The organism is Pseudomonas sp. SF2 (genome assembly GCF_036858055.1).
GTDB lineage: Bacteria > Pseudomonadota > Gammaproteobacteria > Pseudomonadales > Pseudomonadaceae > Aquipseudomonas.
Genome location: NZ_JAMBDI010000010.1, coordinates 68,118 through 83,478, shown reverse-complemented (window position 1 = coordinate 83,478; position 15,361 = coordinate 68,118). Strand labels below are relative to the sequence as shown.

13 protein-coding genes are annotated in these 15,361 nt (G+C 62.4%); 4 read left to right on the top strand and 9 right to left on the bottom strand.

Annotation, left to right across the window (positions count from 1 at the left end):
• The first annotated feature begins 12 nt into the window (after nt 1-12).
• Nucleotides 13-1,380 carry an NAD(P)-dependent oxidoreductase gene (locus M2S36_RS07405; protein ID WP_233686896.1) on the top strand — a complete coding sequence of 456 codons (1,368 nt, stop codon included), beginning with the start codon at nt 13-15 and terminating at the stop codon, nt 1,378-1,380.
• Nucleotides 1,381-2,655 carry an NAD-dependent dihydropyrimidine dehydrogenase subunit PreA gene (gene preA, locus M2S36_RS07400; protein ID WP_207831148.1) on the top strand — a complete coding sequence of 425 codons (1,275 nt, stop codon included), beginning with the start codon at nt 1,381-1,383 and terminating at the stop codon, nt 2,653-2,655. It begins immediately after the preceding gene.
• 130 nt (nt 2,656-2,785) lie between these two features.
• Here the strand turns inward: preA and M2S36_RS07395 are convergent, their stop codons facing one another.
• The 4 genes from M2S36_RS07395 to gnd all read right to left on the bottom strand — a co-directional run bounded on the left by M2S36_RS07395 (nt 2,786) and on the right by gnd (nt 6,548).
• Nucleotides 2,786-3,406, bottom strand: coding sequence for a TetR/AcrR family transcriptional regulator (locus M2S36_RS07395; RefSeq protein WP_063913067.1), 621 nt, complete (start codon nt 3,404-3,406; stop codon nt 2,786-2,788).
• A complete protein-coding gene (locus M2S36_RS07390; RefSeq protein WP_063912609.1) occupies nt 3,406-3,762 on the bottom strand; it encodes a VOC family protein in 357 nt (118 codons plus the stop codon). Before M2S36_RS07390 ends, M2S36_RS07395 begins: the two co-directional genes overlap by 1 nt.
• A gap of 261 nt (nt 3,763-4,023) precedes the next feature.
• Nucleotides 4,024-5,529, bottom strand: a complete 1,506-nt coding sequence (gene zwf, locus M2S36_RS07385; RefSeq protein WP_207831146.1) for a glucose-6-phosphate dehydrogenase — start codon at nt 5,527-5,529, stop codon at nt 4,024-4,026.
• Nucleotides 5,526-6,548 carry a phosphogluconate dehydrogenase (NAD(+)-dependent, decarboxylating) gene (gene gnd / locus M2S36_RS07380; RefSeq protein ID WP_207831284.1) on the bottom strand — a complete coding sequence of 341 codons (1,023 nt, stop codon included), beginning with the start codon at nt 6,546-6,548 and terminating at the stop codon, nt 5,526-5,528. The genes zwf and gnd overlap by 4 nt, the downstream gene beginning before the upstream one ends.
• 164 nt (nt 6,549-6,712) lie before the next feature.
• Here gnd and M2S36_RS07375 point away from each other — a divergent pair, with 164 nt between their 5' ends.
• A complete protein-coding gene (locus M2S36_RS07375; RefSeq protein ID WP_013973320.1) occupies nt 6,713-6,880 on the top strand; it encodes a DUF6026 family protein in 168 nt (55 codons plus the stop codon).
• 42 nt (nt 6,881-6,922) lie between these two features.
• On the opposite strand, the gene M2S36_RS07370 is transcribed toward M2S36_RS07375, so the two are convergent.
• The 5 genes from M2S36_RS07370 to M2S36_RS07350 are packed head-to-tail and all read right to left on the bottom strand — an operon-like array spanning nt 6,923 to nt 12,893.
• Complete coding sequence (locus tag M2S36_RS07370; protein WP_207831144.1) at nt 6,923-7,180, bottom strand: PAAR domain-containing protein; 258 nt, start codon at nt 7,178-7,180, stop codon at nt 6,923-6,925.
• Between the two features lie 53 nt (nt 7,181-7,233).
• Nucleotides 7,234-8,196, bottom strand: coding sequence for a PoNe immunity protein domain-containing protein (locus M2S36_RS07365; protein WP_207831142.1), 963 nt, complete (start codon nt 8,194-8,196; stop codon nt 7,234-7,236).
• A gap of 15 nt (nt 8,197-8,211) precedes the next feature.
• The gene (locus M2S36_RS07360; protein WP_333956903.1) at nt 8,212-9,168 is read right to left on the bottom strand and encodes a PoNi-like cognate immunity protein; all 957 of its coding nucleotides are present in this window, start codon (nt 9,166-9,168) and stop codon (nt 8,212-8,214) included.
• A 9-nt stretch (nt 9,169-9,177) separates the two neighbouring features.
• Nucleotides 9,178-10,581 carry a hypothetical protein gene (locus M2S36_RS07355; protein ID WP_333956902.1) on the bottom strand — a complete coding sequence of 468 codons (1,404 nt, stop codon included), beginning with the start codon at nt 10,579-10,581 and terminating at the stop codon, nt 9,178-9,180.
• On the bottom strand, nt 10,578-12,893 hold the full coding sequence (locus M2S36_RS07350) for a type VI secretion system Vgr family protein (RefSeq protein ID WP_333956901.1): 2,316 nt from the start codon (nt 12,891-12,893) through the stop codon (nt 10,578-10,580). The genes M2S36_RS07355 and M2S36_RS07350 overlap by 4 nt, the downstream gene beginning before the upstream one ends.
• Before the next feature lie 897 nt (nt 12,894-13,790).
• Here M2S36_RS07350 and glgA point away from each other — a divergent pair.
• A complete protein-coding gene (gene glgA / locus M2S36_RS07345; RefSeq protein ID WP_207831134.1) occupies nt 13,791-15,350 on the top strand; it encodes a glycogen synthase GlgA in 1,560 nt (519 codons plus the stop codon).
• Nucleotides 15,351-15,361 lie beyond the last annotated feature (11 nt).

Sequence of the window (15,361 nt, the reverse complement as noted above, 5' to 3'; positions counted from 1 at the left end):
GAGGCTACAACCGTGATCGACGCCCTGAACCACTTGCCGCGCCCCCGGGCCGGCGCCGACCAGCTGGCCGAGCGCTTCAGCGACCTGGCCCCACCCCTCACCGCCCGCCAGGCCGCCGTCGAAAGCGCACGCTGCCTGTATTGCTACGACGCCCCCTGCGTCAACGCCTGCCCCAGCGACATCGACATCCCGTCGTTCATCCACCGCATCAGCGACGAAAACCTGCAAGGCGCCGCCGAACGCATCCTCTCGGCCAACATCCTCGGCGGCAGTTGCGCCCGCGTCTGCCCCACCGAAATCCTTTGCCAGCAAGCCTGCGTGCGCAACAACGCGCAGGAATGCGCACCGGTGCTGATCGGCCAGCTGCAGCGCTATGCCCTGGACAACGCCCATTTCACCGAGCACCCGTTCCAGCGCTCGCCGGCCACCGGCAAGCGCGTCGCCGTGGTCGGTGCCGGCCCTGCCGGGCTGTCCTGCGCCCATCGCCTGGCCATGCACGGGCATGATGTGGTGGTGTTCGAGGCCTGCGACAAGGCCGGTGGCCTCAACGAGTATGGTATCGCCCGCTACAAGCTGGTGGACGACTACGCCCAGCGTGAAGTGGAGTTCCTGCTCGGCATCGGTGGCATCGAGATCCGCCATGGCCAGCGCCTGGGCAGCAACCTCGGCCTGGGTGAACTGCGCGACCAGTACGACGCAGTGTTCCTCGGCCTCGGCCTGAATGCCGTGCGCCAGCTGGGCCTGCCGGATGAAGAAGCCCCCGGCCTGCTCGCCGCCACCAAATACATCCGCGAGCTGCGTCAGGCCGATGACCTGACGCAGCTGCCCCTGGCCGACCGCTGCCTGGTAATCGGCGCCGGCAACACCGCCATCGACATGGCCGTGCAGATGAGCCGCCTGGGTGCCCGCGACGTCAACCTGGTGTACCGCCGTGGCCATGCCGACATGGGTGCCACCGGCCACGAGCAGGACATCGCCAAGGCCAACCAGGTGCGCCTGCACACCTGGGCCCGCCCCGATGCCGTGCTGCTGGACGACACCGGCAAGGTGCGCGGCATGCGCTTTGCCCGCACCGAGCTGGCAGGCGGCCACCTGCGCGACACCGGCGAAACCTTCGAGCTGGCCGCCGATGCCATCTTCAAGGCCATCGGCCAACGCTTCGACGACGCCAGCCTCGGCGACCCGGTGGCCGCACAACTGGCACGCGACGGCGAGCGCATCCGCGTCGACGAAACGATGCAGACCAGCCTGCCAGGCGTATATGCCGGCGGCGACTGCACCGCCCTGGGCCAGGACCTGACCGTCCAGGCCGTGCAACACGGCAAGCTGGCCGCCGAAGCCATCCATGCCCAACTCATGCTCAACGTGGAGGCTGCGTAAATGGCCGACCTGTCCATCGAATTTGCCGGCATCAAGGCACCCAACCCCTTCTGGCTGGCCTCCGCACCGCCAACCGACAAGGCCTATAACGTGGTCCGCGCCTTCGAGGCCGGCTGGGGCGGCGTGGTGTGGAAGACCCTGGGCGAAGACCCGGCGGCGGTCAACGTGTCGTCACGCTATTCGGCGCACTATGGCCCCAACCGCCAGGTGCAGGGCATCAACAACATCGAGCTCATCACCGACCGCTCCCTGGACATCAACCTGCGCGAAATCACCCAAGTGAAGAAGGACTGGCCCGACCGCGCGCTGATCGTGTCGCTGATGGTGCCGTGCGAGGAGCAGTCCTGGAAGTTCATCCTGCCGCTGGTGGAAGCCACCGGGGCCGATGGCATCGAACTGAACTTCGGCTGCCCGCACGGTATGCCGGAGCGCGGCATGGGTGCGGCAGTCGGCCAGGTGCCGGAGTACGTGGAAATGGTCACCCGCTGGTGCAAGACGTACTGCTCGCTGCCGGTGATCGTCAAGCTCACGCCGAACATCACCGACATCCGCCAGTCGGCCCGCGCCGCGCATCGTGGCGGGGCCGATGCGGTGTCGTTGATCAATACCATCAACTCGATCACCAGCGTCGACCTCGACCGCATGGTCGCCCACCCCATCGTCGGTGACCAGAGCACCCATGGCGGTTACTGCGGTTCGGCAGTAAAGCCGATTGCCCTGAACATGGTGGCGGAAATCGCCCGCGACCCACAAACGCACGGCTTGCCGATCTGCGGCATTGGCGGCATCGGCAGCTGGCGTGATGCCGCCGAGTTCATGGCCCTGGGCAGTGGTGCCGTACAGGTGTGCACGGCGGCCATGCTGCATGGCTTCCGCATTGTCGAGGACATGAAGGACGGCCTGGCGCGCTGGATGGACCAGCACGGGCACCGCAATATCGAGGCGTTCCGCGGCCAGGCGGTGGGGCATACCACCGACTGGAAGTACCTGGACATGAACTACAAGTCGGTGGCGCACATCGACCAGCAGGCATGCATTGGCTGCGGGCGCTGCCACATTGCCTGTGAGGATACCTCGCACCAGGCGATTGCCAGCACGCTGAAGGCGGATGGCACGCATGCCTACAACGTGATCGAGGAGGAATGCGTAGGCTGCAACCTGTGCCAGATCACCTGCCCGGTGGAGAGTTGCATCGAGATGGTGGCACAGGACACCGGCAAGCCGTACCTGAACTGGACGCAGGACCCGCGTAACCCCTACCGCGAGGCCAGCTGAAACCCATTGGGGCCGCTGCGCAGCCCTTCGCGGGTAAACCCGCTCCCACAGGGACCGCGCCGCTTGTGAGGGCAGCAAGACACCTGTGGGAGCGGGTTTACCCGCGAAGGGCCGCGCGGCGGCCCCGACCTCAAGGCTCCAGCCCGATCCCCCGCAAGATCACACTGGTCACCGTCTGCACGGCATTTTCAAAGGCCATGTCCGACAACGCCTCCCCGCCATTGAGCAATGCCACTTGGTAACCAAAGTCGGCATAGTGCTGGGTCGAAGCCCAGATCATGTACAACAGCGCCGACGGCTCCACCGGCAGGATGCGCCCCTCCTCCACCCAGCGGCGGATCTTGGCTTCCTTCAGCTTGGCCCAGGGCACCAGGCTTTCATCCAGGCTCACCCCCAGTACCGGCGCCCCGTGCAGCATCTCTTCGGCCCAAATCTTCGAACCCAGCGGCCGCGAGCGCGAATGGCCCATCTTCGCCCGGATGTAACTGGTCAGCACCACGCGCGGGTCGTCGAAGTTCTCGAAGCACAGCGCGTCCTGCTTCCACACATCCAGCAGATCCTGCAGCACCGCGCGGAACAGGTCGTCCTTGGTGCTGAAGTAGTAATGCAGGTTGGAACGCGGCAACTCGGCCTGCTCGGCGATATCCCCCATCGAGGTGGCGCCGTAGCCTTTCTCGGCAAACACCTTTTCCGCCGCCTGCAGGATCTTCTCGATATTGCGCCGGCGGATTTCGATCTTGTGATTGGCCATCAGGCTTGGGCCGTCCACACCGCCAGTTCATAACCATCCGGGTCGATGAAGTGGAAGCGCCGCCCGCCAGGGAAAGCAAAGGTGGCCCGGCTGATTTTCGCCCCGGCTGCTTCGATCCGCTGCTGCGTAGCCTCCAGATCGTCGGCGTACAAGATGACCAGCGGCCCGCCCGGGCGCACCGGCTCCCCCGTGGTGAAGCCACCGGTCAGCCGGCCATCACTGAACTCGGTGTAGGACGGCCCGTAGTCGGTGAACGCCCAGCCGAACACACTGCCGTAGAAGGCCTTGCTCCGTGCGATGTCGCTGACATTGAACTCGATGTTGTCGATCTGCCGGTCAGTACCGCGAATGCCCATGTGTGCTCCGTGCCGAAAGGGTTTGCCCTAGTCTACTCCGGTCGTTTCACACTTTTATATCAGGCAGCCTGAAACAACCGGGTAATCAGGGCATAGTCTTCGATGTGGGCGGACATTGAGACGTCTTTGTGTGGTTGCCTGTGCTGGCCTCTTCGCGGGTAAACCCGCTCCCACAGGTACATCACAGGCCTTGAAACCATCGATATCCCTGTGGGAGCGGGTTTACCCGCGAAGAGGCCGGCACAGGCTTTACAAACAAACTCAGCCCAAGCTGTGCCACTCCCGCTTGTCCCGCGCCAGCAATTCATTGCCGGCCTCGGGCCCGTCTTCACCGGCCGGGTACTCATGCACCTCGCCGCCCTGGGCCCAGGCATCGAGGAACGGCTGCACCGCGCGCCAGCCGTTTTCGATGTTGTCAGCCCGCTGGAACAAGGTCTGGTCACCGGTCAGGCAGTCGTAGATCAGCGTCTCGTAGCCGGTCGCCGGGGTCATCTTGAAGAAGTCCTTGTAGGCAAAGCCCAGCTCGACATTCTCCATCACCAGCTCCGGCCCGGGGCGCTTGGCCTGCAGGTCGAACCACATGCCTTCGTTGGGCTGAATCTGGATTTTCAGGTAGTTGGGCTTGGGCCGTTCCAGCTCCGATTCACGGAACTGCGCATAAGGCGCAGGCTTGAAGCAAATGGCGATTTCGGTGTCACGCACGCTCATGCGCTTGCCGGTACGCAGGTAGAACGGCACCCCGGCCCAGCGCCAGTTGTCGATCATCACCTTCAGCGCCACATAGGTCTCGGTCTGGCTATCGGCCGCAACGTTGGCCTCCTGACGGTAGCCGGGCAACTGCTTGCGCCCCTGCTTGCCGGCGCTGTACTGGCCACGCACGGAGTTTTTCAGGGCCATCTTCGCCGACCATGGGCGGATGGCACCGATCACCTTGGCCTTTTCGCTGCGCACGGCATCAGCGGCGAACGCGGCCGGGGGCTCCATGGCCACCATCGCCAACAACTGGAACAAGTGGTTGGGCACCATGTCGCGCAGCGCCCCGGTGCTGTCATAGAACGCGCCTCGGGTCTCGACACCGACGGTTTCCGCAGCGGTGATCTGCACATGGTCGATGTAGTGGTTGTTCCAGAACGATTCGAACAAACCGTTGGAGAAGCGGCTGACCAGGATGTTCTGCACCGTCTCCTTGCCCAGGTAATGGTCGATGCGGTAGATCTGCCGCTCGCCCATCACCTTCAGCAGGCAGGCGTTGAGCGCTTCGGCGCTGGCCAGGTCGGTGCCGAAGGGCTTTTCGACCACGACGCGACGAAAGCCGCCGGCCGATTCGTCGAGCAGCCCGGCCTGCCCCAGGCGCTGCGCCACCTCGGGGAAGAAGCGCGGCGAGGTCGCCAGGTAGAAGATGGCGTTGCCATGGCGGGTTGTGTCGATGCGCCTGGCAAGGGCCTGGTAGGTGGCCGGGTCGAGGAAATCGCCGGTCTGGTAATCCAGGCGCTTGGCCAGGCGTGCCCAGCGCTTCTCGTCCAGGCACTTGGTCGTGTCCTCGCCACCTTTGTCACGCTCGACCATGAAGGCATGCAGGCGCCCGGCGAACTCCTCGGCAGTGGCCGGGTTGTGGTCGACCCCGACGATGCGCAGGTTGCGGTCCAGCAAGCCGTCACGGCTGAGGTTGTACAGCGCCGGCATCAGCAGGCGCTTGACCAGGTCGCCATTGGCGCCGAACAGGAACAGGGTGCAGGGTGGTGCGGCCGGAATACTCTGTTTGGTCATTCGCCTTTCTTCTCGACATGGCCACCAAAGCCCAGGCGCATGGCCGAGAGAATCTTGTCGCCATAGGTGCCCTGCTGCTGACGCGAACGGAAGCGGGCGAACAGTGCGCTGGACAGTACCGGCACCGGCACCGCCTGCTCGACGGCGGCGTCGATGGTCCAGCGGCCTTCGCCACTGTCAGACACCGAGCCACTGAACTGCGACAGCTGCGGGTCGGCCACCAGCGCATCGGCAGTGAGGTCGAGCAGCCACGAGGTGACCACGCTGCCACGCCGCCACACTTCGGCGATTTCGGCCACGTTCAGGTCGAAACGCTGGTCTTCCGGCAGTTCGTTGCCGCCCTTGCTGCGCAGCAGGTCGAAACCTTCGGCATAGGCCTGCATCAGGCCGTATTCGATGCCGTTGTGCACCATTTTCACGTAGTGCCCGGCACCGGGTGGGCCGGCGTGGATGTAGCCGTGTTCGGCACGCTGATGCTCGCCGCTGCGGCCATGGGTACGCGGGATGTCACCCACCCCCGGCGCGAGCGCCTTGAACAGCGGCTCCAGGCGCTCGAACACATCCTTTTCGCCACCGATCATCATGCAGTAGCCACGGTCCAGGCCCCACACGCCACCGGAGGTGCCGACGTCCAGGTAATGCAGCCCGCGCTTGGCCAGCTCGGCGGCGCGGCGCACGTCGTCCTTGTAGAAGGTGTTACCGCCGTCGATGATCGCATCGCCCGGTTCCAGCAGTTCGGCCAGTTGGGCGATGGTCTGCTCGGTGGGCTCGCCGGCCGGCAGCATTACCCACACCGCACGCGGTGCTTTCAGCTTCTGTACCAGCGCACCGAGGTCGTGCGCGCCCTGGGCGCCTTCGCTCTCCAGGCCGTCGATGGCCTCACGGTTGCGGTCATGCACCACAGTACGGTGGCCGGCGCGCATCAGGCGCCTTGCGATATTGCCGCCCATGCGGCCCAGCCCGATGATTCCCAGTTGCATGAGCCGATGCTCCCCTTTCGAAATAAATGACAACACAATCCAGCTTTTCAGATTAGTCCAGCGAACCGATCGAGGGTTCAGCGACGAACGGCGAGACCACGATAAACAAAAAAGTTCCCAAGGCCTGCGAAAGAATTCAGAATGCGCCCGCGTGAAGCGTCTACGCTTTGACTTGTCACTAGCCAAAACCGCGAGGTGTGCTCATGGGTACCTTGATGCCTGCAACCCCAACCCAGACCCTCTATGTCTCTGTGCGCCGTGATGAGCTGCGTAAACTGAAGGACGAACGTGACCAACTGCGCCAACAGGTCGCCCAACTGAACCTGCTGCTGGCGCAAGCGCGCACAGACGGCAAGGCCGTCAGCCTCTGAACCTGCCCCGTCCCTGTGGGAGCTGAACTGCTCCCGCATCGCTCAATCGAGCAGCCAGCTATTATCGCCATTTTCCAGGGTACCGCCATGACTGGTGGCATCGCCGATCCTGGCAAGCGGCTGCCCATCATCCATCATCAGTGCCGAGCCGCTGGTAATCACCGCCCCACACCCGAGCCTGTCGCCAACCCTGGCGGCTGCCCTGCCGTTGACGAAGAACAGGCTGGAGCCGCTGCTGATGCTGGTCGGTCCGCACGACGGGCAGTGATGAGGGTGACCCAGCAGAACGATGGCAGGCATTGTTGCCACTCCCGAATCATGTGAGGCGCCAGGCACGCATGCCGGCAGCGCCATCAGAACGTTTTCGACAGCCGCCAGTGCACGACCTGGCCATCGATCTCAGGGAAAGGTACCTGGTGCATGAACACTTGCTCACCTACCATGCGCTCGACGCAGACGTAGTAACCGGGCCATGGGCAAGGTGTGCCGGAAGGCCAGCCTGGGGCATCCTCGCGCCTGGCGGTTTCCGGATCGCGGAACTGCTTGCCCAGGCGTCGGTAATGCGCCCTTTCGACGAGCGCCTGCGGGTAAAAGTGGGGAGCGCTTTCCAGGCCATCACCCTGCACTGACCATAAAAACGCCACCAGTGCCGCCTCGAAGGCCCAATAACCCAAGTGGTCGCTCCGTGCCCAGGTGTGGCGCTCATACCAGTAGCAATCGTGCGCATTGGCGTACCACTGCCCGAGATAGTGCATGAGCGCGTCATGCTGCGCGGGCCCTTTCAGGTCGAGGCTCTCCAGCAAGGCGCCATAAGGTTCGGGGTGAAGCAATAAGGTGCCAGGGTAGGCCTTGCCCAGCCGCTGGAACAGGCGATGCAGCAGCAGGTCGGGGCTGCGCTCGTCGTTCTGGTTCAGCCAGCCCAGTATCTGGCCGACACGCTCGGGGTAACCGCACAGCACCGCCAGCGACAGCAGCCACAAGGCAAGCCGGTATTCATCCGACACCCAAGGGCGCAACTGCTCGCTGGATGCCGGGTACGCCGAAAAATGCCGGGCGAACTGGGCGAACGCATAGTCTGCATAGGCCTCCACCAGTTCCATTGGCTCGCCACCGGAATACCGCTGTACTGCCAGCTCCAGTGCCATGTGTGCCCAGTCGCGGCTAAGGCCACGGTAGTGATGCCTGTGCTCGGCTGGCCCGATCAGCAATGCCTGGGCGTCAGGGTCGGCGAATTCCTGCTCTTTTTCACGCGTCGAAGCCAGGTAATGCTGCTCGACCATCCACGGGTCGCGCTTGATGCTGTCGAACTGGCCCATTGGCCCTCCCGCACGCTATAAGCCTTTCACCAAGCGCCAAACCAGAGAGCGCCCATTTTCGCTCGGCATCTCTACGCCTTGCATGAATGTCTGGGGCCCCACCGCCCATTCATCACATACCCACACGCCCGTGCGCGGGCAAATTTCGCCCGACCTGGCAAGCGCATCCGAATACGGCGCGCTTTGCAGTTGTTCAGGGAAGCTTTTGATAACTTGACGCTTGCGAGCATCGTCTACCAAATCCTTCGGGTAGAAAGGAAGATCTCTATAGGGCGTATCGTCGACGCCCCACAACACAGTGACCAATCCTGCCTCAAAGGCCCAATAGCCAAAGAAACCCGCATCGCTTCGTGCCTTGTGCCGGTCATGCCAATAACAGTTGCGCATGCCGCGATACCACTGCTTCAGGTAACTACGCACTGCCTGTTGCTGCTCATCCTTCTCAGTAGTTACGGCATTGAGCAATTCATGGTAGGGGCGCTCATGAATCAACGTACTCCCAGGGATCGTCACCCCCACACGGGAAAACAGTTGCCGCAACAGGATGTCCTCACCGTCATCTGGGGCTTCACTCAAAAAACCTGCGATTTGTCTGATGCGCCCGGGCTTGTTGAACAGCACTGCAAACGATAGAAGCCAGAGTGTGTACTGATAGGCATCCGGCTCCCACAGTTTCAAGCTGAAACTCGGATAAGCTTGCTTGTGACGTTGAAACTGGGAAAACATGTGATCCGCGTAAAACTCAAGCGCTTCAATGGGTTCCCCTCCCGAATATAGAGCAATGAGCAACTCCATAGACTGAAAGCACCACCTCCAGCTCAACATCTTGACATTTACATACTCGGGACGCTCAATTTCGAGAAAAGACTCAGCCTGGCGCTCTACATAATTCTCCTTCCAAAAAGAAACACTATCGAGATAGGCTGCCTCTTGCAAAAAAGGCTCACGCTTGACCCGATCAAATCCAGTCATTACACACCCCTATTGGATCACATCACCGATAAATTTAGCATTTTCGTCGAGCTTGACTATTTTCGTTACCACACCACCTTCATCTACGATCATTAACCAACGTTCATATCCGGCGAATGCAACTTCTTCCGCCTGTTTTTTCCCAAGCTCCAAGTCAAGTCTCGGCTCAATCCACGCATCACTCATCTGCCTGGCGCTCGGAAACCCCTTACTCCCCTTTGTAACCGGCAAACTACCCGGCGAAAACGCGCCCCCCGTTCGATACTTGGTCTCGGTAATGATGAACGGCGGCGGTGGATGGGCATTACGATAGACGCCATCCAGCCCGCGCCCGGTGGGTTTCATTTCCAGGCTGCGAGGCCCACGAGCGACCGACAGCAGGTTCTCATGGCCTTTGCCGAGCATGTACTGATCACTGACCACCTCCCCATAAATGCCCTTCTGCGCCCGGGTCGCCGTCGAATGATCGAAGACGTGCACATTGGCGCCATGCGTGGCGGCAGCCGCAGAGGTGGGCACTGGCGGGCCGAGCGCACCCTCGGGGCGCTCGAGGTAACGCGGACGCATGCCAATGCCAGAAGTCACCCGCCCACCACTCATCGCCATGGGCACCGGCTTAGGCGCATGCACCCCGGCCTGCGCAACCTGCGCGGGCAGATCGCTGGCCTGTTCCAGCACCTTGGCCAACCTGGCGTCGAGTTGCATTAGCGCCTGTGGGATTTCCCGCACTGCATGCACCTGCACCGCGTAGAACTGCGCTTCCATGGCCTGCAGCCGCACCAACAGGTGCGAGGCCGCTTGGTTGAAGGGCCAGTTGCCCAGGTAGCTGCGAAGCTTTGCCGTTGCAGCGATGACCTTGGTCAAGAACTGGTTCAGATAGGCCAGCAAATCCTTTTCATAGCTCGTGAACCTGACCTGGCGCAGCCAGAACTCCACGCTGCCGCGGGTGAACTTGCCAAGAAACGCAACCACGGTCCGCAAGATGATCTGGCTTTCACGGATAAGTAGCAGGCACAAACCTCGCAGAAACGCTGCCGCTTCCTGGCCGACCAATGCACCTGCCACCGAGCCCACGGGCGTACCCACCGCCCCCACCACGGCACCGATGATCGGCGCGATCAAAGTAAGCAGGCAGGCAACCAGCAGCACCCACTCCTGCCACTGTGGCGGCTGCGCCGTTGCCTGGCTGCCATCCGCCGTGTAGCGCTTGCCCAGGCGCAGGCACACTGCGGCCAGGTCACGGGCACTGAGCACAATCACTACCCCGGGCACCAACGACAGCAGCATGTCGGCGATGACCACGCTCAGTGGCCGTTCCTCGGCAAACTCGCCCAGCACCAGGTCACGCAGCCAGCCAAAGCCGCCTGCCACCTTTTCCACCGCTTCATCCAGCCAGTCAGCAGCGGAGTTCATGGCTGGCCACCTGCCGAGGTGCAGCCGGCAAGCAATGCCTGCAAGGCAGCATCCGGCTCGGTTGCGGTCGTCAGTTGCAGCGAGCCTTGGCCAACCTCGTAGCGCACCTGGGCGCTGCAACCGGGGGTAACGCCAGCCAGGCGGGCATAGCCGTTCTGATCGACCATACCCTGGCGCTGGGTGCCATCGGACAACGTCGCCACGTAGGCCGTGCCCGCAATCGGCGTACCGTCGGCATGCACCAGGCGAAACTCGATTTCATCCTGCAACGGTGCAGGCGGCTCACCGTAACGTGCAGGCGCCTTTACCTGGGCGATGGCATGCAACAGCAGTGGCTCGGGGCAACCGATTTCGATGCGGCCATCACCCAGCTTGATGAACGCCCCGCCGCAACTCAGGGTCAGCGACGTTCGGCTGTCGATGTGCACATGGCCGTGATGGCTGGTGAGCGACACATCGTCATTGGCATCGACCCGCAGTTGCCCGCCGACCTGCACACGCTTGTCCTGCGCGACCTGCTCGCTGGCCTCGAGGCCAACCATCACGCTCAACGCCCCGCCAACGGCCAACGACTTGCCCAGGCCAATGCTTTCGACTTTGCCAAGGGCGACCGTTTCGCTCTTGCTGGCGCCGACCTTGACACTGCGGTTGCCACCTATGTGCACCACTTCGTCATGCTCGACGCGCTCGCTACGATCATTGCCGATGAACGTGGTTTCGTTGTGCTTCACGACGTTGTTCTGGTCGCGCTCGGCATGAATGAATACTTCCTGCCGCCCCAGTTCGTCCTCGAAGCGCAACTCGTTGAAGCCATCGCCTTTGTGGGTCTGGCTCTTGATGGTCATGCGGGTCTTGTGTTCGGGCAGGTCGTAAGGCGGCAGCTGGTCACCGCAGTAGGTGCGCCCGGTGATCATCGGCTGGTCAGGGTCGCCATTGACGTACTGGACAATCACATCCTGGCCAACACGCGGAATGGCCATCGAACCCCAACTGCCACCGGCCCAGCCTTGCGACACCCGCACCCAGCAGGAACTGAATTCGTTGTTGCTGCTTTCACGGTCCCAGGGGAAGCTGACCTTGACCCGCCCCCACTGGTCGCAAAAAATCTCTTCGCCCGGCGGGCCGACCACGGTGGCCATGTGCGGGCCATCGATGCGCGGCTTGGCCAAGGGTGCCGGGCGCCATTCGGCCATGCCTTGCACCAGCAGCGCATCGTTCACATAGCGGGTACCTTGTTCGGCACCGGCGGCTTCTTCCTGCAGGCTGGTGAACTGCGTACCTTCGTGGCACAGGCTGATCACGCGCCAGTGCACATTGAGGTCTTCGCGCGGGTGGCCGACGAGGGTGAAGCTCAGGCCTGGCTGCAGGCGCACGTCATCGCCCTGCACTTCGGCCAGGCGGGCGTCATGGCGCAGGGCCGTCAGCCGCGTTTCAGTGAAGCGCTTGCCGACCGCATCGCGCTTGTAGCGGCCCGGGTAATCAAAAAACTCGTAGTCCAGCGACTGGTGCGTGATTCCGCTGGCCTGAGCCTTGTGCTCCTGGCGATAGGCCGGGTTGGTGAAGGTGTAGTCGCGCTGCACCTGCTGCGCGGTACGCACCTGCTCGCAGTAGCGCAAACGCCGCAGGCAGGCACGGGCTTGGTCGCCACCGCTACTGGCGTGGTACAGCACCTTGTCGGGGCCGAGATCATCTTCATCCAGCCAAAGCGCCTCATCATCTACGGGCTTTAGCGTGCCCCGGCTGAGCAACCCAAGCGATAGCAGGCGATCGGTAACGATCAGCGTGTGGTGCCTGGCGCAGTGCGCAAAGCGGTAGACGAAGCCCTCTTCAGCGGCAAGGCGATGGATGAAGTCGAGGTCGGTTTCCCCCGCCTGGACACAAAACTCACGCACCTGGTGCTCGGCGCTGCTATTGAACTCAAACCGGGCAATGCCCTGACGCTTGAACATCAGTTCAAGAATCTGCGGCACGGTTTTCTGCTGGAAGATGCGCCAGTTCGAACGCAAGCGGGCGCGGGCCAGTTGCGGCTCGACCAGGGCGTGGTAGCGCGTGCGACAGAAGCCGGTTTCACCCTGGCTGAAGGCACTGACCAAGCCATGCACATGACGCAGTGGCCGGTCTGCGCAATAAAGGGTGAATAGCGCAGGCTTGTCGAGCACCTGGCCGAAGTCGACATCACTGTCGTAACTGACAAGTTCAAGGTTCAGTAAAAATGGCTGGCTGATGGTTTCTTCCAGCTTGAATGAAACCACTTCGAACTCCGTGCGCCCGGCGAGCGCCTGAAACCCGAAGCGAAAGTCCGACTGTTTCATGAGTTGCTCTACCCGCCTCATGTTTACCGGCGAAAAACAACCACATCCTGGCTTTCTTCAAGATGAGTACGTCGAATGAAAATTGCCCGTCGTCAACGCTCAAGCCGGCTAGATCCGTGGCATTGGCGGACTTGATCGATGACGACAGTGAGGATGAGGCAGTGACTGAAGAGCAACTTAAACCGTACCGCCCCGCCATGACAGGAACGATGGGTTTCATGCATTGACGATTTCGTAGGAAATTTCTTAACGCATCAACTTACAAAATTTTGCGCGCGCGAGGCCGATCACTGAATCACCAAAAATTCAAGCCAGGAAAATAATAAAAACAGTTACTAAAAAGTTCGCGAAACAGCCACTTTCATTTCTCCTGAAATCACTCGGATTCCGAAATGCACCATTCTCTTGGAAGGCAATGACTCTGACACCCCTCCAGCGCACCAAAAAGGTGCGCAGCTATCCGTAATGGGGCAGCCCGCCTGCCCCTTCATCAACCGCTCCATCCCCTGCATTCACATCCAGTCACAACCGCCAACGTTTGCGTCTACTCCGCGGCACGACAATGGTGACCAGCGGGTCACATTTTTATCTCTTTCTCTCCTACACTCGGGTTTCGGCCCGCCATTTGCTCAACGGAAGAGTGACGAAAAAAAGTCGAACTTTACGGAACGCGGGCAGGTCAGGAACTAAGTAGGCCAAACGCAAAGGGACTTCCCAGCCTCGGCCCACACACCCCACCAGCCCAATCGCCTTCGGCGGGAATGCCGATCGCGCTGTGCCTGCGCGCACGAACCTGGGGCATGGAACGCACTACGCAGAAACCAGAAACAGAGAGAACCAACACGAAACATCGCCACGGGTGCCAGCACCCGGCCAAGCATAGGGACGGAGAGAAGTATGATCAGTGCCGCTGTCGAGCCTCACGTAGATTCATTCAACCCGGACAACCGCGAACCGCTCACCCCGGACTTCGCCGCGACAGGCAAGGCACCCGGCGCCCAGCGCCAGCACAACCGCAACAAGCGCAAGATATTGTTCGTGACCTCGGAAATCGCCGACCTGGTGAAGACCGGCGGCCTGGGCGACGTGTCCGCCGCCCTGCCCCGCGCCCTGGCGCACCTGCACGATGTGCGGGTGCTGATCCCCGGCTACCGCCAGGTGATGGAAAGCGACAACCCCATCCATATCGTCGGTGAACTGGGCGGCCACGCCGCCCTGCCGCCGTGCAAGATCGGGCGCATGGACATGGCCGACGGCCTGGTCATCTATGTGCTGATCTGCCCCGAACTGTATCAGCGCGACGGCACCCCCTATGGCGCCAACAACGGCCGCGACTGGCCCGACAACCACATCCGCTTCGCCCGCCTGGGCCTGGCCGCCGCCGAAATCGCCGCCGGCGAAGGCAGGATCCACTGGAAGCCCGAAGTGGTGCACGCCCACGACTGGCCCGCCGGCCTGGCGCCGGCCTACATGCACTGGCGCGGGCTGAGCACGCCCACCCTGTTCACCATCCACAACCTGGCCTACCAGGGCGTGTACAGCCGCGGCTGCAGCCCGGAGCTGGCAATCCCCGAACATGCCATGCAGCAGGAAGGCATGGAGTTCTACGGCAAGCTGTCGTTCCTCAAGGCCGGCCTGGCCTATTCCAGCCACATCACCACGGTCAGCGCCACCTATGCCCGGGAAATCACCACCCCGGAATTCGGCTGCGGCCTGGACGGCTTCCTCGCCAGCAAGGCGCAGCAAGGCCTGCTCGGCGGCATTCCCAACGGCATCGACGAAAGCTGGGACTCGGCTACCGACAAGCACCTGCAGCACAACTTCAGCATCAATGACTGGGAAGGCAAGGCGCGCAATGCCCAGGCAGTGCGCGAGCTGTTCAAACTGCAGCCCTCCGAAGGCCCGCTGTTCGCCGTGGTTTCGCGCCTGGTCTACCAGAAAGGCCTGGACCTTACCCTCGGTGTCGCCGACTACATCGTCGAGCAAGGTGGGCAGATCGCGATCATCGGCCGTGGCGAGCCCGAAGAAGAACAGGCCATGCGCGAGCTGGCGCTACGCCACCCGGGCCGCATCGGCGTGCGCATCGGCTTCAACGAAACCGACGCCCGGCGCATGTTCGCCGGCAGCGACTTCCTGCTGATGCCGTCACGCTACGAGCCGTGCGGCCTCAGCCAGATGTATGCGCAGCGCTTCGGTTCGTTGCCGGTGGCGCGCAACACCGGCGGCCTGGCCGACACCATCGAGTCCGGTGTCACCGGTTTCCTGTTCAATGAGTCCACTGTCGAGAGCTATCGCCAGGCCCTCAGCCGGGCCTTCTATGTCTACGGCAAGAAGGACCTGCTGAATGCCATGCGCTGCCTGTCGATGACCCAACCGTTCAACTGGTGCCAGGCCGTGGAACCCTACGCACGCCTGTACGAAGACCTGGTCAAGCAGGCGCAGCACAGCCACTACTGAGCGGGGAGCAG